We start from the raw sequence: 20,659 nt of genomic DNA on the forward strand, positions 1-20,659 counted from the left end.
AATTTTAACTAACGATTGCTGTCCGAAGGTCGCATTTGGTTGCGCAAGTGTTATTGGATCGCGGATCTAGGCTTCTGGCCGGGAGTTGCCGTTCGGCGTGTCGAGCTTGAGTGTTGGGCCTCATCGAGATGCTGTCTTTGATTGAAACTCATTTCAGACCCTTAGTACTAGGTTGAAGCAGGATCCTCCTGCTTTGCGTGTGCGCCGCGCATCGGCGTATCGCTTCGAGTGCTAGGCATGAAGGATAAATCCGAGTTCCTCTACTGCGTCTTCATCGTGGCTGCGGCCATCTTGTCGGCCGTAGCCCGTTGTTCGTTCACCCGCCCCGACCAGTTCGGCCGGGATTCCTACGACTAAACCAACCATCCAGATAGACCCACAAGGCCCGGCGTTGTCCGGGCCTTGTGCGTTATGCCGTCAATAAAAGGAGACCGAGATGCATCACGTTGAAACCATGGCCTATGCAGGCCAAGTTCCATGGCATGGCGTCGGAAGCCAGTTGGCTCCAGGCCAGTCCATTGAAGTATGGCGCGAGCGCGCCGGCATGAATTGGTCTTTGGAAGAGGCTGAAGTACGATTCGCCGCCGAGGCTGAAGATCAGTATCCCGTTCGGGCGTTCCCCGGACAGAAGGTGCTTTATCGCTCTGACACCAAACGACCTTTGGCTGTGGTGTCTAAGCGCTATCAAGTAGTACAGCCCCGGGAGATCCTGGAGTTCTACCGCGACCTGACGCGGTACAGCGGCTTTGAGCTGGAAACGGCAGGCGTGCTTCGTGGAGGGCGGAAGTTCTGGGCATTGGCCCGTACTGGGCAAGGTGTGGCCCTGAAGGGCCAAGATCAGGTCAATGGGTATCTTCTTCTGGCTACGGCCTGTGACGGAACGCTGGCTACCACCGCCCAGTTCACCTCAGTCCGTGTGGTTTGCAACAACACGCTGCAGGTCGCTGTTGGGGATCGAACCGGTGCCATCAAGGTCCCGCACCGCAGTGCCTTCGATGCTGACAGGGTCAAAAGCCAGTTGGGTATTGCTGTTGAGGGCTGGCATGGCTTCGTGGAGCGGATGCGGATCCTCTGTGAGACACCCGTGAACCCTGATTCGGTCGATGGGGTGCTACGGAATTTGCTCACGTATCCAGTTGCTCAGAATGGGAAGGCAGTCGTGAATGAGCAGGCTGTAGCCAAGGTGCGGGCGCTGTACGACGGGCAGGGAAGAGGAGCTAGCTTGAAGACCAGCAAGGGCACGGTGTTTGGCCTCCTCAATAGCATTACCGAGTTCGTGGACCACCATCGGCGGGCGCAGAGTGCGGAGAACCGCTTGGATGCGGCGTGGTTCGGCCAGGGGGCATTGCTAAAGCAGAAGGCTTGGAAGGAACTGTTAGGGGAAGCCGCATGAACGTCTCGCTGCAGAGGCAACGCTTGGAAGAGCTGCCTGGAACTTTGAGCGATCGTGACAGCTCCATCCTTTCACAGGCATTGGAAATCCTTGAAAGCAGAGCAATGGTCAGTGGCCTTCTATTGGGAGATCCGGATGTTGCCGGCAGGTTCTTCCGCCTGCGTCTAGGACATGAGATCCGCGAGCACTTCGAGGTGGCGTTTCTTGATACCCGAAACCGCCTGATCGCCGTAGAACGGCTGTTCTCAGGCTCCATAGATGGTGCTGAGATCCATCCGCGGATTGTGGTCCAGCGTGCCTTGGCCCTGAACGCAGCAGCGGTCCTACTGGCTCACAACCACCCTAGCGGGCATTGCGAGCCGTCAGCAGCGGATCGAGCCATCACCAAGCGGTTGAAGGAAGTACTGGCGATGGTGGAGGTGAGGGTCGTCGACCACCTTGTGGTGTCGGCAAGCCAAGGTACTTCGCTGGCTCAGCTCGGGCAGATCTGAGGGCCCGGATACTCAGGAGAACAGCATGAAGGAAACGGAGACGTCCTGGTCATCGACCAGGGCGGCAATAGCTCGTGCCAAAGCGGCTGATCTAGACCGACAGGCCCGGGAGGTAGAGCGCTCAGCTGCCGATGGAAACTGGCGCATGAGAGCGCGGGGTAGAGAGGCTGCGGAACCTCTACGGCGAATGGCAGGCCGCTACTTGGTGAAGGCCCTGAAACTCGAAGAAGGGCTAGATACCCGGCTTACCCAAGATCTCTTCGAGTAGTGCCTTCCGGCGTGCTGCTGGAAGGCTAGCAAAAGCGGCCAAGGCCTGAGCGAGACGAGCCTGCTGTACTTCGCTTTCATCTCCTATCAAAAGGATCGCGTCTGCCATAGCGGCGGATGACGCCAGCAAGTATGCGGCTGGCACCTGAAGAGCGTCAGCCAACGAAAACAGTGATTCCAAGCTTATGGCCATGGACTCGCTCTCGTAGCGGCTTATGCGTGCCGAAGCAGTGTCCTTATCAAGTCCCATTCGAACTCCGACTTCGCGTTGGCTAAGCCCTCGAAGCAGTCGGGCTTGGCGCAGGCGCGCAGCCACCACGCCTCGGGGTTCGAGGGTAGGGCCGGCCATTAGCAGGAGGTGACCGATGTAGTCATTCCAACAGGATGACGGATGATCTACGCCCCGGGTAGACTCTACGTATCACGTAAGTTCATTGCAAGTCTTGAGCTCGGCTCTGTGTTCGCTACTGGCGTTGTAGGGGAATCGAGCGGTCATGTTGAGGAAGGAAGAAGTGGGAGAGCTATGGCCATGGAGATAGCCGGCACAACCAATGGAGGCACATCGATGGCTCGTCCTGAGGGGAGGGCCTGATGGCGGATGAAAATCACTACGAAGTCCTCGGGGTACGCCCCGAGGCACCACTTTGGGAAATAGAACTGGCCTACAAGGGCCGCCGGAGCCAATACCACCCTGACCGTTACAGCGCAGGAGATGAGTCCGCCGTCGCATGGGCGACGGCGAGAATGCAGGCCGTCAATAAGGCCTACGTCGTCCTCAAGGATCCAGAGAAACGAGAAAGGTTTGACCGCGCCCAGGCATCCGCCTCAACCAAGGCGGGGCCTGCACCGAAACCAACTCCCGAGCCCCGTCCTCAGCAGGCTAGGCCCGCTCAGCCTCCGCCGCTGCGGTCGCTGCGCCAGGCCCTGGAGGGATTGGAGTTCACTAACGAGCCCTTCGAACGGGTGTTCGTGGCGCCTCACATCCCGCGGAAGAAGCTCCTAGGCGCCCTGGATAGCTACGGCGGCGGTATCCGCGCGCAGGACGTGGTCGCGCTCATCGACGACACCGTATTCGGTGGCGCCAGGGAAGGGGCACTGATCACCGAGGCCCAGATCCGGAGCAAGGCCAAGTTTGAAGGGGTGGAGATTCGGTTATTGAGCTGTCTGACCCAGATCACCGCACACGGTGCGCACATCCGGATCCATGGCGAGCACTACGCCTCGCTGAGCATCCCCAACCCTGATGACCTGCGAACCCTGTTCGTGGCTGTCAGCCGGTACCTGCAAGAAACCAACTGACTCCAACCAACAAAGGAATGACATGAGGTACCTGATAGGCCTGTATGGCGTGAGCGTGCTAATCGCGGCCATCTGTTTCGATATCTGGGGCCGCTACGCGTACAAGGGCTTCTTCTACAACCTAGGACAGGGTCTTATCTGGCCTGCGGTGGTTTTCCCTTCGCTAGGGAAGATGATCGGCGGGCTGATCTGGATAGTAGTGATCTTCTGCCTGCTCGTGTTTGTGAGGAGGCGATAAGCATGGAGTCAATAGCCAAAAAAATGCTCATCGTTGCACTCATAGCGCTCGGCCTGTGCGCGTGTAGTAGTGAGCTGGACAAGGTTCGAGGGCAGTTCATCGATAGCTGCATGAGCTCCGGTGGATCCAAGTCCAACTGCAAATGCGCCATCGACAAATTGCAGGACCACTACGGTGAACACGGCCTATTGCTGATCGACGAGCAGGGCTATCCCCCGGCGGACTTCGTGGACCAGCTCGGAATAGCAGCCAACCAGTGTCGGAGTCGCTGACAGGCCATCCCTGGCAAACCGACTGCTGTGCCGGCCATAACAAAGCGTGACCGCTCTCGCTCTGCTGTGCCGCCTGCGCAGACAACACATTCACAAGGAATCTCATGAAAGGCATCAAATACGTAGCCGCAGTGACGGCGGCGCTTCTTCTAGCTGGGTGCAGCAAGCCAGTGCTGGACTGGCGTAACGCGGACCTGAGTAACGGCAAGATCTACGAAGCCGGTGCCAACGAGCCGTTCGATGGTCAGGTGACGGGTGTACCTCACAGCCAGATCGAACCACTGCTGGGGCCGCTGCGGAAGATCTTCCAGAACCTCAATACCAATCAGCCCACGAGCATGACGGCGTTGCTAGGGAACATGGACTACGTCTGCGACGTGGACGTGGAGGAAGGCCTGGTAGGACGCCACTACATTTGCCGCTACCCGCAATCACAGGTGGTGGCATATGAAGGTCGACGCACAGATGGCGGCCTTGATGGCGAGACGGTGTTCCACACCAAGGCTGGAAATCCTGGTGTTGTTCTTGGGATGAAGGATGGACAGGTGAACGGACGTATCCAGATCTATTTCGCTGATAACCCGAAGCAGCTCTCCTATGAAGCTGCTGCGATCAACAGCGCGCTGGAGGGCGAGGCTGTTGTTTATTACCCGGACGGGAAGCCAAAGGCAAGGGGGAGTTTCAAAGGAAGCGTCCCGACGGGCGTGTGGGAGGGCTACTGGGAGCAGAACGGGGCAGTCTCAGAACGTGTGGTGTATGAGAGCGGCAAACTGGTCTCGCGAACCAACTATTTGCAGGACGGAAGTGAGTATCTGACGAAGCCCGAAATGTGGGCGCTTCATCGTTCGATCTCCGAGAGCGATGACTTCACGCTGACGCCAAAACAAGACGCGCTGCTGGCAGAGGCTGAGAAGCGCTTTGGAACGCCTCGCCTGAAGACACCCTCGCAGCGCGAGGCGGCTTCCAAGGCGCAGGAAGAGGCTATTCGGGCTGACAAGATCGCTCGCGGTCTGGATCCGGACTGCTGGGTCTGTGACGGATCCGATAAGCGCTAGCGCCGTTTGAGTCGTTCGGCAAGGGCGGACGTGCGCAAGCACGCCCGCCTCTACCCCGTGATTTTGTTTTTCCTCATAGACGCAGGCATAGAGAAGGAATGCTCATGAAAAAGATAGGAGTAGTGCTGTTGTTGGTGTCAGCAGTGACGACACTGGCAAGCTGCAAGAAGGAAGAGTCATTGACGCAGGCTGGTGACATCAATCTGGCTGGCTGTGAGGTGCCTGCAGGCCTGACGGCAACTCAGGCAGAGGGGGTGGACTGCATGCCTGAGAAAGAGGCAGGTAAGCCAGTTACGCAAGGAGCCGCAACTACAGATGACCAGGTGATAAAGGAAGCCATAGCTCGACAGGCCTTCGTGTACGGCCAATCGGAAGAGGATGTTGAAGTCAGGCGCTCATTCTCCGCTGATCTGAATGGAGATGGCATAGAAGACCTGATAGTGGTCTACATGCTCAATGCCACCGACGGCGGGAACTCGTATGCAACGCACATGGTGGCCTTCACGCGAGAGGGTGGTGTACTGAAGCCCACCAACTCGATGATCGTCGCGGGGTATCAAGAAGCGGTGGACGAGCTGATGGTTCTAGATGGCGTGGTGAATATGGTCAAGCTCGAACAGGGGGCGGACGACGCTGCATGCTGTCCATCTGTGAAGGTGACGGTCCGCTATCTCGTGCACAGCGGAAAGCTGATGGCCCTTAGCCCGACGGCATGGGGCCAGTAAACGGTAGTGATGCGTAAAACGTTACGTGCAGTTGCATAAGGTATGAGAGAAGGCAAGTTGCACAGGGTGTTCAGAGTGATCCCTGCTGGTAGTGACTAAGTAGCTAGTAGTAGGGGGGAATGCAGAGCGCGCACTTACCGTTTCTCATAAACAGCTGTCTAAGCGGCTATCAAGCCAAGCCATAGAGGCCAGTGACCGACGTCACTGGCCTTTTTTATTACTGAGACTGAGGTCAACCATGGCAATCTTCCATCTACAGCTCAAATCTGGTTCCAAAGGCAAAGCGACTGGGCATGGCGCTTACATTCGCCGAGATGGCAAGTACGGGTCCCGGGAAGACCTCGTCGATACGGGGTACGGAAACTTGCCTGACTGGGCAGAGGACGACATAGGAAGATTCTGGTCAGCGGCAGATGCAAATGAGCGGATAAATGGAGCCGCGTACAGGGAGTTCATCGTTGCGCTCCCCAATGAGCTTATCGACCCCAGATCGAGAGACCTGGTGAAGGATCTCATTCGCTTCTTAGCAGGTGCTAAGCCCTATGAGTTCGCAGTCCATGCGCCTGTCGCATCGCTCGAAGGAGGAGTGAACTTGCACCTGCACTTGATGGTGTCAGATCGCTTGCCCGATGGAATCAACCGATCAGCATCGCAGATGTTCCGCAGGTACAACCCTGCGAGGCCTGAAGCGGGTGGGTGCAGAAAGGATGCATGCGGAAGAACGAGCGTGCAGGTACGTGAAAGTTTGATCGAGACGCGGCACATGGTTGCGCACATCATTAACGAGCACCTGCAGCGCAATGGCATCGCAGAACGTGTTGATCATCGGAGACTGGAGGAGCAGGGCATTAGACGCAGGCCGGAGCGGCACTTGGGGGCATTTCGTATCCGGGAGATGGCGCCAAGCGAAAGAAGTGCCTACGTCGATGCAAGGCGATCGATGCGGTCTGAAGAGTGGCTATGACCGACTGGGTGGTCGAAGATCAGAGATCAGCGTGGAAGTCAGGGAAGCTGCTTCACGCGCGAGATCAATTGAAGGCAGGGACCGCAAACGGTTCACGAAAGATCACTGTCGGAGCAAGAATGGCGGGGGGCCGTCGAGCGCAGGGCTGGGTAGCGTGCTTCTTGGATATTGCCCAGAGGGGACGATTGCATTTTCCCCTAGGGCGGTAGGATCGGGGGGCGATGCTCCGCTGCCCCCGCCCCCCTAGTCCGTGCTAATGGTGCAAACCCTTTGCACCATTAGCACGTTTACGCCCCCCCCTTTTCCTGTCGATCCTACTGGGGCGGAGGGGTGAGGAGGCGGATCTTCTCGGCTGTCTGACCACGGCCAACCGGATAAACGTGGATCGAAATCAGACCCTTGCGGACCATTATTGAAAGCAGGTCATGAATTTTTCTTCCACGCATACGTCTGCACGGAGCGTACTGGGAGAGCGTGCTTACGTGCTGGAGGGTGTGCTCCCTTGCGACGCGCTCACCGGCGCCGACGGGTTCGCTGCGTAGCTTCTTGTACAGCCAATCGTACAAATAGTCAGCATCAGCCTCGTCCTGGCAGGCTTTCGCGAATTTCTTTACGTACTGGTCCGATGAGTAATCCCAGATAAGGATCGCGGTCATCAAGCATTCCATACCTATCTCATCACCATCGAGGCGTTCAGTTACGTGGAAAGCTGCAGCCATTCGAGCGACGTTGTCAGGTAGCTTCGAAGCGAAGTCGCCTGCACGGTGATAGCGACCATCAGCGCGTCTCTGCTCTTCCACGTAGTTGTAGTACAGCGTCCACGCCGTGCTAGCTTCCGCGTCAAAGCGCAGCATCCTGCGCTTGTACGTGGTGGCGCGCATGGCGGCAACGCCGTCCAGCAGTAGCGCTTTGATATTGCGAGTGAACTCGTCGCGGTGGGTGCTCCCGATAGGCTTGGTGTTGTTCTCAAAGTCCAAGAAGCGGCCTCCTTTTGAGACGGCCTCGCAGTAAAGCGTTCGGCCGAAGTAGCCTGAGGCGATGGCACCTTGGCCGCTTTTGGAATTCAGAATCGGCGTGAACTTGTCTGGCTGAATCATAAGCAGGATAGTGAGGCGTGGCTGCTCACAGTAGTAGCTAGCGACAGTGATGCGAGGGTCGTCAATCTTCTCGCCGCTCCACGTGTCACAGAGCATGGTGTCGTTAGGAAGAACAACGTCGCGCAGGTAGACGGCGCAGTCACCAGATACGATCGATAGGCAAGGGAAGTTGGTCAAAGCACGCTTGAGTGATGCTATTCCTGGCTCCTTAAGTGAAGCGCGAATCTCAATCGGAGGGGCAGGTTTGCGCATGTCATGGTCATCCATCTGCTTAAGTATCTCGTCGTTGTCGAGACCTTTTGCCGACTTCGAGTCGTGCGCAAGTGATTTCTCCTTACGCACCCATTGGCGAAGGTTGGCTTCGTAGTTTGCGTTTTCCTGGGTGAAGTCTGCCTTGAGCTCGACATCGACTTGGTCGAAGGCGCCAAAGAAGTCTCGCCGTACATCCGTCTTACGTTCGCCAGGTGGGGCGCTGATGAGGGCGTACACGTTGGTTCCGACGATACCGCCGGCAGGCTTGGTGACGTCAACCAACGCCTGCGCTGCTGCACAGCAGGCAGTTGCTGCAGTGAAATAAGCCAGCTCGGGCGGAACCTGACGATCAAGGGTGCATTCTTCCGCTGCCGCATCAAAGCGGCGCAAAGGAAGCTCACGGAGCTTAGGAAGCAGGTGGAACGGGAAATGGTGTTCGAAGGTAGTCATTGGATTTCATCCGGAAATGTCTGCCCTCGGCCCGGAGGCCGAGGGCGAGTAAGGGAGTTGGGCTCTTAAGCTTGTTGTGTGCTTAAGGCGCTTGCTTCTTCTGTGCGGCCAGAAGTTCCTTGAAGCGCGCAGGGTGCAGCTTCAGCTCATGCTCCTGAAGGACTTCCAGGATGGCCTTCTGGCTTACCTTCTTGTCGAGCAGTTCCAAGATGGTCGGATACAGCAGGGCGAACAGCTGGGCATTCTTGTGCTGCGGATTGGGCTGCAACGCTTTCAGCGCGTCGGTGCAACGCTGCGCCTGCGCAAGCAAGGGTGCGTCCTGAGGAACGGCAGGGGTGACTTTCGTGTTCATTGGCTGACCCTCAGCGTGCCGGCTGCGCGGCAGCGCAGGCCAAGACGTAGGCCATCACTTCCGAGCGCCACCACGCGGTAGGCGAACGGTCGGAGGTGCCGAGCTTGAAGGGCTTCGGAGCGCGGGCGTCATACGCCGGCAGGCGCGCATTGAGGCGGGCATACCAGGTGCTCTTGGACAGGCCGACGATCGAGAGGACCTCGGGCAGACGGATTGCCTGGTCCAGGGCAGGTGCGCCCTGGAGCGACTGAAGAATCTCCTGCAGGCGCTGCAGGGCGGACTGGTCTACGACCAGTGCGTCACCATTGGGCGCGCTGTTGAGCGCTTCCTTCGAACTGGAAGCTTTGATACGGCCGTGGTTAGCGGTGGAACGGTACGACATGGATATCTCCTTAGGTGGCCGCGGTGTGCTCCGCGGTCCAAAGAGGATCCGTGCTATTAAATCGGCAAAAAACTCACCAACCGGTAGGCGTCTTTACTTTTTTCGTCCGATTTGATAGGCCAAACTTGCTTGCCACTTTGAAGAGTTGATTGAGCCGCTCCTTGAATTCGGCGTAGGTGCCTGAACGTCTCCCCTTGGCACATTGGAAGAGCGTTTCCTGCATGCGTTCACTAACTTGTTCTTGAGTCGACGGTTCCTTGTTGTTCCACTTAGCGAAGTCGATTACCGCTTTCGAATACTTTGGGTCATTTGCGATCAGCAGTGAGATCTCTCCGCATAGCGTTTCTTGGTGACGGATGATCCTGGTAACCTTAAAGGTCTCGATCACCTCAATAGCTGCTTGCAAGATGGCCAATCTTGGCTTGTCTCTCGTTGTTGCAAGTCGCCGTCCGCGCTGAGCTTCGGACTCGGTAACGGGAGAGTGAGTGGTTCCCAGATAGAAGCTGCATTGGAGAAGCGAGTGCAATGCCCGCTCCTCATCTTTGACGTTGTAGGCATTTCGCGCTTCAATCCAGAAGGCGATGGATATCTCTAGTGCGCCGTCGATTTCTACTTCAGCCTTAGGCTTGAAAGACTGGCGTTTGAGGCGGAGTTCTTTGAGCCTTCCAGCTGCGACCTTTCTATGCGCACCATGCTTCTTTTTGTTGCGCGTCCTTTGTACGTAAGCCCACACATCAGCGATCTCGTCGTCGATCTTCCTGAGTTCATCGGCATTATTTAAAATGCTTGTAAGCTTCCACTTCTCATATGTGGTGGCGTTTTTATGTTTCTCTAGGCGCGTACACGTTCTCTCCCAAAGTGCTGGAAACGGGCTTGGCTGGTACTGTCTGTTCTCATGCGCGCTTCTGATCATGCTAAGTAGATGATCAAATAACATGCCCATGTTTGGGAGCATACCGCTGCTGTTGTACTTCCCAGTTGGCCGCTGATTGGATGGGTGCAGTGTGGTCGCGACCAACGGTTGAACAGATGAGTCCATTTTCCAGCTAGTAGGCTTCTCAAGGATGAGAGCGTTGTTGTCACTGTGAAGCATGTATTTACCTTGGCTTCCATTTCATAGGTGAACCGCTAATGATAGCTGGCCGGCCTATCTCATGAAGTAAGAATCTTTAAAAGTGTCGGTGCTGATTGCCTGTAGTTGCCGGTGTCGCAGCATTGTTCGAGGGAAGGCTGCTCGGTGGGATGGACGCGAGCGCCGAAGACCGACGATTTCGGGTTTAGCCACAACCCGAGCGTCTCGATGTAAAGTTCATAGTCGCGATTTGTCACGGCGCCATTTTGGCCTGCTGTATGGGGCAGTCGTTTCTCTTTTCCGCTGCGTCTGCTTTTGGCCGGAAGCGGACGTGAGCGGGGCCGGGGATTAGGGCGGGTTACCACGGGTATCACAACTGCCCGACGCTTGGCAGCACCATCAGCGCCTTGGCTTCGCTTCAGTTGATGTCGCCGGTTGCAGTGCCTCCAGCACCCGACAGTCGGCGACGCGACCTCCAGGGCAGTTCCCGAGCATGCGTTGCAGCTCGGTCTGCAATGCAAGCAAGTCGACTACCTTCCGTTTGATCTCGGCGATGTGTGCCTTCACCACATCGTCCACGGAACTGCACTCGTGTTCGCGTTGCTCGCCAAAGGTGATCAACTCTCGAATCTGCTCGATCGAGAAGCCAAGCTCACGCGCACGACGGACGAACGACAATCTGCGCCGTGCCTGCTCTCCATAGTGCCGGTAGTTGCCTTCCGATCGCTGCGGCTCCTCCAGTAGCCCGATTTTCTCGTAGTACCGGATCGTCTCCGCCTTGGTTCCCGTATGCCGGGCCAATTGGCCAATGGTGAAAAATTCATTCATGACTTGACCTTGTAGTAGCTACAGGGTTGATAAAGGCGCCTGATTCGTTTTTCAAGTCCGGGCGGGCCCCGGCGGAGGCCCCCGTGGACCATTGTTGTGGAAACAAGCGCCAAGAGTTGGAAAGTCTCGCCCTGCATAGCGCTCAACGGCGGGTGCTGATAGCGGTGCTGATCATCAATCTGGCGATGTTCTTCATTGAGTTCGGGGCTGGCCTCATTGCCCGGTCCAGCGCACTGCAGGCGGATGCGGTCGATATGCTCGGCGATGCCATTGTCTATGGGCTGAGCCTATGGGCAGTCAACCGGGGCGCTCGCTGGGAAGCAGGTGCTGCGCTCGCCAAGGGCTTGCTGATCCTTGGCTTCTTCGTATTCATCGTGATCGAGGTCATCAACAAACTGATCAACGGCGTGCCGCCGTCGAGCTCACTGATGCTTATCTTCGGTGCAGTCGCCCTTGTCGCAAACCTCAGTTGCCTTGCGCTGCTGTGGCGGTTCCGCAAGCTGAACATCAACATGAAAAGCACCTTCGAATGCTCGCGCAACGATGTCGCGGCAAATCTGGGGGTCCTGGTCGCTGCGGGGGGCGTTGCGCTGACGGGCCAGGGTTGGCCGGATGTTCTTGCCGGCGTGGTCATCGGCCTGCTGTTCCTGCGATCGGCCATCAGCGTGATCGCTGAAGCATGGCCTGCCTGGAAGGCCTCGCGCACTCCCTGATCTCCCACTTTCTCATTGGATCTACCGGCATGAAGCCTCGTCTAACCTCGTTTTTCCTTTGCCTGGGACTCGTCTGTGCGCCAGCGTGGGCGGAAAACAACCAGCAACTAACGCTCGACGCAGCCATCGAACGCGTCGCTCAAGGGCATCCAGAACTCCGCCTTATTGAAGGCCAGCGGCGTGTGCTGGATGCTCGCGCCGAGATCGCCGCTCAACGCCCGTAGATGACCGCGGGATTGGAACTGGAAAACGTCCTTGGCAGCGGAAGTTACAAGGGGGCCGATCAAGCCGAATTGAGCGTCAGCCTGGCGGGTACGCTGGAGCGTGGCGGGAAGCTGGATGCTCGCCGAGTTTTGGCGAGTGCGAATATCGACCAACTTGCTCCCCAGCGCGAGATGGCGCGATTGGATCTACTGGCAGAGACGGCACGCCGCTATCTCGTCATCGCTGGGGCCGTGCAGCAGCAACGCATCGCCAAGCTGGATATCACCCACCGCCAACGTGCGGTGGATGCAGCGCGGCGTAGACACCAGGCGGGTGGTGCACCGGAGTCGGTCGTGCTGACTGCGCAATCTTCGTTGGCCGAAGCAGAGCTTGACCGTGATAGTGCAGCTCAGGCCGAACGGGCCGCGCGTCAAAGCCTCTCAGCCTTGTGGAACAGCACCACACCTGCTGCGGGAGACGTGACTGGTGATCCGCTGGTATTACCGGCAGCAGGCGAGTTCGCAGCTTTCTCCGAGCAACTCACCCGATCGCCTGAACTGGCGCTCCTGCAGGGAGAGGCAAGGGTGCGAGAGTCCGAATTGCGGCTGGCCCGCACTGCGTCCCGCGCGGACATCGGTTGGCAGCTCGGTGCACGCCGGTTTCAGGACAGTGACGACACCGCCTTGTTTGCCGGCATTTCACTGGGGCTTGGAAGCAGTGCTCGCGCGGCTCCGGGCATTCGCGCCGCGGAAGCAGAACTGGCTCTGATTCCGTTGCAGCGTGAGGCGTTGCAAGTCCGCTTGCACGCTGCCGCAGCACAGGCGTTTGGCGAGTACCAGACATCGCGGTTGGAAGCTGCGCGTCTGGGCAGTGATGTGCTGCCGCGCTTGGCGCGCGCAGAAAAGTCTGCAGCGGCAGCTTGGGCAGCGGGTGCAACCAGTTACCTGGAGTGGGCGCAACTGCAGGACCAGCAGGCACAAGCCATGCGCCGGCAGCTACAAGCTGCGCTGGCGGCACAGAGTGCACTGATCGAACTGCAGCGCCTGACCGGCCAACCAATTATTGATTCCACGAAATCTCCTTCATCCGCACAGGACCCGACCTCCCCATGACCCTCCTTATGACGCATGCTCCCCGCTGGCTGCTGGTTGCGACGCTGGCCTCCGCGCTGGCTGCCTGTGGTGGCAAACAGGCAGGCGAGGACAGCCAGCAGCCAACCGACCCCCATGGTCATGCGGAAGGAGAAGACTCCGGCAGCCACGAGGAGGGACACACGGAAGCTCATGCTGACGATCACGAAGATGGTGCACTTGAGAACACCACCATCTCCGCGCAGGACGCCAAGGACAACGGGGTTGAGGTCGCGGCTGTTGCGCCCGGCGCAATTCGCACCCAACTCGAAGTGCAGGGGATGATCATCGCTGGCGACAGCGCCCAGTCGCAGGTCACGGCAAGGTTTCCCGGCACGGTGCGAGCGCTGATGGCCAACGTGGGCGACAACGTAAAGGCGGGTCAGGTGCTGGCGACGGTCGACAGCAACCTGAGCTTGAGTGCCTACAGCATCAACGCACCGCGTAGTGGGGTGGTGGTGACACGCGCGGCTCAGGTGGGTGGGGGCGCTGCGGAAGGGCAGGTGCTGTTCGAGATAGCCGATCTTTCACAGGTGTGGGTCGATGTGCACGTATTCGGTGCAGAAGCCGCATCACTGCGGCCTGGAGATGAGATCGAAGTGGTCGACCTCTATGGCGGTGAGCCTTCGGTTGGCCGCTTGCAGCGCATTCTTCCCGGGACAGCGATTGCCAGCCAGAGTGTGGTGGGGAGGGCGGTCCTGGAGAACCCGGCCAGCAACTGGCGGCCCGGTGCGGGAGTAAACGTCAGGATCACCACTGCAAGTGAGAACGCCGACCTGGTCGTTCCGCAATCTGCAGTGCAAAGCATGGATGGACGCGACGCTGTCTTTGTTCGCACTGGAGATACCTACACCTCTCATCCGGTGACGCTGGGAAAGCGCGACGCGACGCATGTACAGGTACTCGAAGGTGTTGCTGCCGGTGACGAGGTCGTGGTGGAACAGAGCTACCTGATCAAGGCAGATATCGAGAAGTCGGCGGCTGGCCATGACCACTGAGGATTCCCGAATGCTGGAACGTTTGATCCGGGCCTCCATCAGCCACCGCTGGCTGGTCATGGCATTGACACTTGTACTCGTTGCCGTTGGGGTCTGGAGTTTCCGCCACCTGCCCATCGACGTGACGCCCGATATCACCAATGTCCAGGTGCAGATAAACACCGCTGCTCCTGGCTATTCCCCGCTGGAGGTTGAGCAACGCATAACCTTCCCGGTCGAAACGGCGATGGCCGGCCTGCCGAAGATGGAGTCGTTCCGCTCGTTCTCACGCTACGGTCTTTCCCAGATCACGGTGGTGTTCAAGGACGGCACCGACATCTACTTCGCCCGCCAGCAGGTCGCTGAGCGCTTGCAGCAAGCCAAGTCGCAGATTCCCCAGGGAATGGAGCCCATGCTCGGGCCTATCGCCACGGGAATGGGGGAGATTTTTTCATACACGATCGACGCTGACCCCAAAGCGCGTAAGCCCGATGGTAGTCCTTACAACGCCACGGACCTGCGGACCCTGCAGGACTGGGTGATCCGTCCCCAGCTGCGAAATGTTCCCGGTGTTGCCGAGGTGAACACCCTAGGTGGCTTCAAGCGTGAGTTCCACGTCACGCCTGATCCCGCTCGTCTGCGTGCGTTGAATCTGACGCTGGAAGACGTGGTTCGTTCTCTGCAGGCAGCCAACCAGAACATAGGTGCCGGCTACATTGAACGCAGCGGTCAGCAGTATCTGGTGCGGGTCCCGGCTCAGGCAGACCCCGGGCAGATCGGCGACATCCTGGTTACGCGTCGCGAGGGGGTTTCGATCCGGGTCCGCGATGTAGCCACAGTCGGTGAAGGGCAGGAGCTGCGCAGTGGTGCGGCTTCACAGAATGGCCATGAAGTGGTTCTGGGCACCGCCATCATGCTGATGGGCTCGAACAGCCGTGAGGTCTCGCAAGCGGTCGCCAAACGGTTGGAGGAGGCCTCCCGTAGCCTGCCTGCAGGCGTCACGGTGACACCTGTCTATGACCGGACCTTGCTGGTGGACCGGACCATCACGACGGTTGCCAAGAACCTGACGGAAGGCGCACTGCTTGTCATCGTCATCCTCTTCCTGTTGCTTGGGAACTTCCGTGCAGCGCTCATCACGGCGCTGGTCATCCCGCTTGCCATGCTGTTCACGCTGACCGGCATGGCGCGTGGCGGCGTCTCAGCCAATCTGATGAGCTTGGGAGCATTGGACTTCGGTTTGATCGTGGACGGTGCGGTAATCATCATCGAGAACTGCCTGCGCCGTTTCGCCGAACGTCAGCACGAGCTCGGCAGGACGCTTTCGCTTGAAGAGCGCTTCGAGTTGACTGCCGCTGCTACCGCGGAAGTTATCCGTCCAAGCCTGTTCGGGCTCGGCATCATCACTGCTGTCTACCTTCCAATCTTTGCCCTCACCGGCGTCGAAGGGAAGATGTTCCACCCGATGGCAATTACCGTTGTTCTGGCGCTGACCGGTGCGATGGTGCTGGCGCTCACCTTCGTGCCCGCAGCCATCGCACTCATGCTCGGAGGACGCGTCCAGGAAAAAGAGAATCGCCTGATGTCCTGGATGCGCAGGCGCTATGAACCGCTTCTTGATACCAGCTTCCGACATGCGCGGATTGTAGGTGGCTTGGCTATCCTGCTGGTTGCAGGTAGCGGTGTGATCGCATCGCGGATGGGCAGCGAGTTCGTCCCCAGTCTGGATGAAGGCGACATCACGATCGGAACCATGCGCATTCCCGGCACCAGTCTTACGCAATCCGTGCAGATGCAGAAAATTCTGGAGACGCGACTTCTCGAAGTTCCGGAGGTCGAGCGGGTCTTCTCAAAGGTGGGCACTGCGGAGGTAGCATCAGACCCGATGCCGCCGTCTGTGGCTGACACGCTTGTGATGATCAAGCCGCGTTCGCAATGGCCTGATCCACGTAAGACCAAGACAGTGCTTGTAGAGGATATTGAAGCAGTCGTTGCACGCGTGCCTGGCAACAACTATGAGTTCACCCAGCCGATCCAGATGCGGATGAACGAGCTCATCTCCGGTGTTCGTGCAGATGTGGCAATCAATCTGTACGGCGATGACCTGGAGGTGCTGGCGCGTACCGGCAAATCCATCGAGGCCGTGGTCAAGACAGTGCAGGGTGCCTCTGATGTGCGGATGGAGCAGGCGAGCGGGTTGCCGTTCCTGTCCGTCATCCCTGACCGTGCCGCCCTGAATCGCCTGGGTCTTACCCCAGAGGATGTCCAACGGGTTGTCGCAACGGCAGTTGGGGGTGAAGTTGCGGGGCAGATATTCGAGGGTGATCGACGGTTCGACATCGTGGTTCGTCTGCCCGAACCTCTACGGCAGGATCCAGATGCATTGGCGCGGTTGCCAATTGCACTCCCTATCGACGCGGAGGCAGGTGCAGGTAAGTCTCCCAGCGCGGCCCGAAGCGTACCGTTGTCGGCAGTCGCACGCATCGAGATGAGCGAGGGCGCCAATCAGATCAATCGCGAGAACGGAAAGCGTCGTATGGTCGTGACCGCCAACGTTCGTGATCGCGATCTGGGGAGCTTCGTGGACGAGCTTCGCACCTCGCTCGATGCACAGGTAAAGGTGCCGACGGGCTACTGGATCGAGTTTGGCGGAAGCTTCGAGCAACTCGCGTCGGCCAGCCAGCGCCTCGCGATCGTAGTGCCGGTCACCTTGGTGTTGATCGTTGCACTGCTGTATTGGGCCATTGGGTCCTTCAAGGACGCCATGGTTGTGTTCAGTGGAGTGCCGCTGGCACTGACCGGTGGCGTGCTGCTGCTTGTGCTGCGCGATATCCCGCTTTCGATCTCCGCAGGCATCGGCTTTATTGCCCTGTCAGGCGTAGCTGTCTTGAATGGACTGGTAATGATCAGCTTCATCCGTGATCTTCGCCACCGCGGGGTGGGCCTAGATCAGGCCGTGCGGCAAGGTGCGCTCAGCAGACTGCGTCCGGTGCTGATGACGGCATTGGTGGCGTCATTGGGCTTTGTTCCAATGGCACTCAATGTCGGACCAGGGTCGGAGGTGCAAAGGCCGTTGGCGACCGTGGTGATCGGCGGCATTGTGTCGTCCACGTTGCTGACCCTGATGGTTCTGCCAGTGCTCTATCGCTGGGTTCATCGAGGACGCGATTGATCGACGAACTGTATAGAAGTGTGGAAGCCTGCCTAGAAGCAGGCTTCCACAGCTGGTTACGGTAGATCATCGTCCTATCGCAGGTCCTGGGAGACTGCTGCGGCATTCCGTCCCACTATCCCGAGGCGGTGCTTGATCCATTTGGTCTACACGAACCTCGCGTATCCACTTCACACGCGGCAACACTATGCGGACTCTGCAACGGCCGTGCGTCTCTGCCTCAATCCAAGCCAGCTGAGCGCAGCGACGACCATGAGCAACCAGGGAAGCAGAACAAGATTCATTCTCTGCCAGCCCATTGCGTCGAGCAGCCCACCGGCACTGAACGAGCACGCCAGCCCTACGAAGAAGATCGTCATGTCATTGACGGCCTGCGCTCGCGCTTTTTCGGCGACTGTGTAGGTGCTGGTCAGCAGGGTGGTGCCTCCGACGTACATGAAGTTCCAACCCACGCCGAGGAGGACCAATGCGGTCGCAAAGGAACCGAAACTTGTTCCTGTCAACGTCGTGAGGACATGGCCAATGAAAATTACCGCGCCGGCGAGCATGATCGGAACTGTACCGAATCGGGCGATCAACGAGCCTGTAAAGAAAGAGGGCAGGAACATACCCAACGTATGCAATTGGATAACGGTAGCTGCGTTCGCCAGCTCATGATGGTGGTGGATCATCGCAATGGGCGTAGCGGTCATTGCGAGGATCATGATGCCGTAGCCAGTCGCCGCACCAAACAAAGCCACCAGATAGGTGGGCTGCAGCACGATCTTACGCAAGGGTCGCCTGTTCTCTGGCTCTATGAGGTGGCCCACAGCAGGGGGAATCCTCAAGCCGAGCAGGACGCCGCTCGCTACCACGGATACAACCGCCAGAATCAGGAACGAACCCAGGTACTCGGGCGCCAATAGTGGTCCGCCAGCACGAGCGAGCGTCGGTCCTACCAAAGCTGCGACGATGCCGCCGGCCAGTACCAAAGATATCGCGCGCGGTCGAAATGCATCATCAGCCACTTCGCCGGCGGCGAAACGATAGAACTGCGCAAAGGCTTGATAGGCACCAATGAAGAAGGTACCGAACACCAGAATCGGCAACGATTGCTTCCAGATGCCGAAAGCCGCGATAAGGCCTCCAACGAGGCCCATCGCAGTTCCGCACAGAAAGCCGGTTCTGCGTCCGACGCGAGCCATCCACATCGAGGCCGGAAAGGTCACGATGGCCGTTCCGAGGAACATGGTGGCGATCGGAAGCGTTGCCCACTTGGGCGAATCAGCCAATTGTGCGCCGGCCAGCCCACCGATCGTCATCACCATCACGGAAACGATCTGGAACAAGGCCTGGGCACTAGCCAGGATCAGCACTTGGCGGTGTGCGTGGTTCTTCATGTGTGCGTACTTATGCTCGTGCAAAATAGACGGATTCGGATGTCAATGCGTGGCGATTTCTCGTTGCTTCAACGGAAGAGGCAGCTGATGTGGTGGCGTCGTAATCGAGATGCATCTGAGGCACGTCAGAACACCAAGACCTTGTCTGCGGCAAGGGTGGCGGTTGTCAGCTCCTCCATCGTGCTGCGTCGAGCGTCTTGCATGACTTCATTGTCAGTGATCCCCCTGGCATCCATGCATGTACCGCAAAGCAGAACCTCACCACGTGCCATCACAACCTGGCGGACCATGCGCTCGATGTTGTAGTACCCGTTAGGCGTCTTCTGCCCCGCTTTCGCTCCAAGTACTGCATCGGCCATCAGGAAAACATTCACTGTGGATTTCCCACTCTTCAGGATTGACCCGGCGAGTCGAAGGGCGTTGTACATGCGCTCTGTGCCGTAGGGTGGATCATTGATGATGAAAAGAACATTCATGGCTCACCCGTAGTTATGGATGTAACAGCTTCACGGCCAGCAGAGTTTTCGCGCATTGCGAAAGCCACCACCAGGCCAGACAGGAAGGTCAACACTGCAATTGAGTAGATCGCTGTCGCGAAACCAAAACGATCAGCAATGAGTCCTGCCGACAGCGCGCCGATCGCGTAGCCCATGTCACGCCAGAAGCGATAGACACTAAGCGATCGCGCCCTCCAGGAGGGGGCAGAGGCATCGGATACTGCTGCAATCAGGCTCGGGTAGACCATGGCCGTGCCAAGGCCCAGTAGCACGCTGGCGACGAACCACCACCGAAATTGCCCGGTAGCGGCCGTCAGCACCAGACCTACTGCCTGCACCCACATGCCGGCTACGATCAGGCCCTTGCGTCCCCAGCGATCACTCAGTGGCCCAGTCACAACCTGGCCTGCGCCCCAGACGATTGGATAAATAGCCTTCAGAAGCCCGATACGCTCCACACCCAAACCCAGTGTGGTGAAGAAAAGCGGGAATATGCCCCAGCTCATGCCATCGTTGAGGTTGTTCACCAGTCCGGCTTGCGATGCGGCGAACAGGTTCCGATCCTTGAACGACGTAAGCGCGAATACTTGCCGAAAGCTCAATGTTGGCGAGTTGGTCTCAGTGGCGGCCGCTTCCGCATGTACGTGACCGCGAGTGTCTCGAACAACGAGAATCGACAGCAGCGTGCCTGTGATCGCATAGATGACACCGAGGTAGATTGGTGCCGGACGCAGGCCATAGCGGCTGGCGAGATAGCCAGTGAGGAAGGCGGTAATGCCAACGGCCAGATAGCCTGCGAACTCGTTCAAGCCAACCGCCAATCCGCGTCCCTTCGGCCCAACAAGGTCGATCTTCATGATCACCGTCATCGACCATGCAAATCCTTGGCTCAAGCCAAGAAACACGTTCGCGGCAATAATCCATTCCCAGGTGGGTGCAGCGATGATCATGAAGGGCACAGGCAAGCCCAATAGCCAACCAAGAATCAGAACGCGCTTGCGACCCCAAGTGTCCGCAAGGTGACCGGAGATCAGGTTGGCGAACGCCTTGACCAGGCCAAAGCTGACGATGAAGGAGGTGACCAGCGTGGTCGACGCGACGCGGAATTCTTCTGTGCCAATCAACGGCACGACGGTGCGCTCGATACCAACCATGCCACCAACAAACGCATTGATCAGTACAAGCAAAGAAAACTGCCGCCAGTTCTCCTTGAGGCCAAGCCGAACGGGAACCGCCACCGACGTCGTACTCATATCGCTTCAGCTTCCGGATGACCGGCGTTAACGGCACTGGTAGCCATGCTGTGATGCCTTTCGAAACCGGGCGCGGCCACGCGCTTGCCGCGCAAGCGACACGCCAGGTTTGCTCGCAGGTGCTGTCCAAGGACCATGGCTTGCCACCCTCTTTGTACAATGGCATCATTCAATCAATGAATTGAATGATTGTTTGG

Annotated in this window: 20 protein-coding genes and 1 pseudogene; 12 read left to right on the plus strand and 9 right to left on the minus strand. The window is 58.2% G+C overall.

Features of this window, described 5'->3' with window-relative positions; translation table 11 throughout:
- The first annotated feature begins 436 nt into the window (after window positions 1–436).
- Together ACVOLL_RS14930 and ACVOLL_RS14935 are read left to right on the plus strand one after the other, a co-directional pair.
- Window positions 437–1,393 carry a DUF932 domain-containing protein gene (locus ACVOLL_RS14930; protein ID WP_481513609.1) on the plus strand — a complete coding sequence of 319 codons (957 nt, stop codon included), beginning with the start codon at window positions 437–439 and terminating at the stop codon, window positions 1,391–1,393.
- On the plus strand, window positions 1,390–1,884 hold the full coding sequence (locus tag ACVOLL_RS14935) for a JAB domain-containing protein (protein WP_481513610.1): 495 nt from the start codon (window positions 1,390–1,392) through the stop codon (window positions 1,882–1,884). Before ACVOLL_RS14930 ends, ACVOLL_RS14935 begins: the two co-directional genes overlap by 4 nt.
- 232 nt (window positions 1,885–2,116) lie before the next feature.
- On the opposite strand, the gene ACVOLL_RS14940 is transcribed toward ACVOLL_RS14935, so the two are convergent.
- On the minus strand, window positions 2,117–2,500 hold the full coding sequence (locus ACVOLL_RS14940; protein ID WP_296247955.1) for a helix-turn-helix domain-containing protein: 384 nt from the start codon (window positions 2,498–2,500) through the stop codon (window positions 2,117–2,119).
- 242 nt (window positions 2,501–2,742) lie between these two features.
- Here ACVOLL_RS14940 and ACVOLL_RS14945 point away from each other — a divergent pair, with 242 nt between their 5' ends.
- From ACVOLL_RS14945 to ACVOLL_RS14970, 6 genes are all read left to right on the plus strand, one after another.
- Window positions 2,743–3,450, plus strand: a complete 708-nt coding sequence (locus ACVOLL_RS14945) for a J domain-containing protein (RefSeq protein WP_296247958.1) — start codon at window positions 2,743–2,745, stop codon at window positions 3,448–3,450.
- A 22-nt stretch (window positions 3,451–3,472) separates the two neighbouring features.
- Window positions 3,473–3,688, plus strand: a complete 216-nt coding sequence (locus tag ACVOLL_RS14950; protein ID WP_296247960.1) for a Sec62 family protein translocation protein — start codon at window positions 3,473–3,475, stop codon at window positions 3,686–3,688.
- Window positions 3,689–3,798: 110 nt separating this feature from the next.
- A complete protein-coding gene (locus tag ACVOLL_RS14955; protein ID WP_481513611.1) occupies window positions 3,799–3,960 on the plus strand; it encodes a hypothetical protein in 162 nt (53 codons plus the stop codon).
- 104 nt (window positions 3,961–4,064) lie between these two features.
- Window positions 4,065–5,015 carry a toxin-antitoxin system YwqK family antitoxin gene (locus ACVOLL_RS14960; RefSeq protein ID WP_296247963.1) on the plus strand — a complete coding sequence of 317 codons (951 nt, stop codon included), beginning with the start codon at window positions 4,065–4,067 and terminating at the stop codon, window positions 5,013–5,015.
- A 104-nt stretch (window positions 5,016–5,119) separates the two neighbouring features.
- Window positions 5,120–5,740, plus strand: coding sequence for a hypothetical protein (locus ACVOLL_RS14965; protein ID WP_481513612.1), 621 nt, complete (start codon window positions 5,120–5,122; stop codon window positions 5,738–5,740).
- A gap of 238 nt (window positions 5,741–5,978) precedes the next feature.
- Window positions 5,979–6,704 (plus strand): MobA/MobL family protein, encoded by a 726-nt coding sequence (locus tag ACVOLL_RS14970; RefSeq protein WP_481513613.1) that lies wholly within the window; start codon window positions 5,979–5,981, stop codon window positions 6,702–6,704.
- A 314-nt stretch (window positions 6,705–7,018) separates the two neighbouring features.
- Here the strand turns inward: ACVOLL_RS14970 and ACVOLL_RS14975 are convergent, their stop codons facing one another.
- The 5 genes from ACVOLL_RS14975 to ACVOLL_RS14995 all read right to left on the minus strand — a co-directional run bounded on the left by ACVOLL_RS14975 (window position 7,019) and on the right by ACVOLL_RS14995 (window position 11,137).
- Complete coding sequence (locus ACVOLL_RS14975) at window positions 7,019–8,503, minus strand: DUF3987 domain-containing protein (RefSeq protein ID WP_481513614.1); 1,485 nt, start codon at window positions 8,501–8,503, stop codon at window positions 7,019–7,021.
- 82 nt (window positions 8,504–8,585) lie between these two features.
- Window positions 8,586–8,855 carry a hypothetical protein gene (locus tag ACVOLL_RS14980; RefSeq protein WP_481513615.1) on the minus strand — a complete coding sequence of 90 codons (270 nt, stop codon included), beginning with the start codon at window positions 8,853–8,855 and terminating at the stop codon, window positions 8,586–8,588.
- 10 nt (window positions 8,856–8,865) lie between these two features.
- On the minus strand, window positions 8,866–9,237 hold the full coding sequence (locus ACVOLL_RS14985; protein WP_481513616.1) for a helix-turn-helix transcriptional regulator: 372 nt from the start codon (window positions 9,235–9,237) through the stop codon (window positions 8,866–8,868).
- 73 nt (window positions 9,238–9,310) lie between these two features.
- A complete protein-coding gene (locus ACVOLL_RS14990) occupies window positions 9,311–10,330 on the minus strand; it encodes a hypothetical protein (protein WP_481513617.1) in 1,020 nt (339 codons plus the stop codon).
- A gap of 378 nt (window positions 10,331–10,708) precedes the next feature.
- Window positions 10,709–11,137: a MerR family transcriptional regulator gene (locus ACVOLL_RS14995; RefSeq protein WP_481513618.1), complete on the minus strand. Its 429-nt coding sequence runs from the start codon at window positions 11,135–11,137 to the stop codon at window positions 10,709–10,711.
- A gap of 116 nt (window positions 11,138–11,253) precedes the next feature.
- Between ACVOLL_RS14995 and ACVOLL_RS15000 the strand changes: the two genes are divergently transcribed.
- From ACVOLL_RS15000 to ACVOLL_RS15015, 4 genes and pseudogenes are all read left to right on the plus strand, one after another.
- The gene (locus ACVOLL_RS15000; protein WP_481513619.1) at window positions 11,254–11,850 is read left to right on the plus strand and encodes a cation diffusion facilitator family transporter; all 597 of its coding nucleotides are present in this window, start codon (window positions 11,254–11,256) and stop codon (window positions 11,848–11,850) included.
- Window positions 11,851–11,879: 29 nt separating this feature from the next.
- Window positions 11,880–13,166: pseudogene (locus tag ACVOLL_RS15005) on the plus strand (TolC family protein).
- Window positions 13,163–14,182: an efflux RND transporter periplasmic adaptor subunit gene (locus ACVOLL_RS15010; protein WP_481513620.1), complete on the plus strand. Its 1,020-nt coding sequence runs from the start codon at window positions 13,163–13,165 to the stop codon at window positions 14,180–14,182. Before ACVOLL_RS15005 ends, ACVOLL_RS15010 begins: the two are co-directional and overlap by 4 nt.
- 10 nt (window positions 14,183–14,192) lie before the next feature.
- Window positions 14,193–17,333 carry an efflux RND transporter permease subunit gene (locus ACVOLL_RS15015; protein WP_481513621.1) on the plus strand — a complete coding sequence of 1,047 codons (3,141 nt, stop codon included), beginning with the start codon at window positions 14,193–14,195 and terminating at the stop codon, window positions 17,331–17,333.
- Between the two features lie 185 nt (window positions 17,334–17,518).
- Here the strand turns inward: ACVOLL_RS15015 and ACVOLL_RS15020 are convergent, their stop codons facing one another.
- From ACVOLL_RS15020 to ACVOLL_RS15030, 3 genes are all read right to left on the minus strand, one after another.
- Window positions 17,519–18,712 (minus strand): MFS transporter, encoded by a 1,194-nt coding sequence (locus ACVOLL_RS15020; protein WP_481513622.1) that lies wholly within the window; start codon window positions 18,710–18,712, stop codon window positions 17,519–17,521.
- 125 nt (window positions 18,713–18,837) lie between these two features.
- Window positions 18,838–19,188, minus strand: coding sequence for a DsrE/DsrF/TusD sulfur relay family protein (locus ACVOLL_RS15025; RefSeq protein ID WP_296247977.1), 351 nt, complete (start codon window positions 19,186–19,188; stop codon window positions 18,838–18,840).
- On the minus strand, window positions 19,185–20,462 hold the full coding sequence (locus ACVOLL_RS15030; RefSeq protein ID WP_296247979.1) for an MFS transporter: 1,278 nt from the start codon (window positions 20,460–20,462) through the stop codon (window positions 19,185–19,187). The genes ACVOLL_RS15025 and ACVOLL_RS15030 overlap by 4 nt, the downstream gene beginning before the upstream one ends.
- Window positions 20,463–20,659 lie beyond the last annotated feature (197 nt).

This window comes from Stenotrophomonas sp. STEN035 (genome assembly GCF_056759935.1).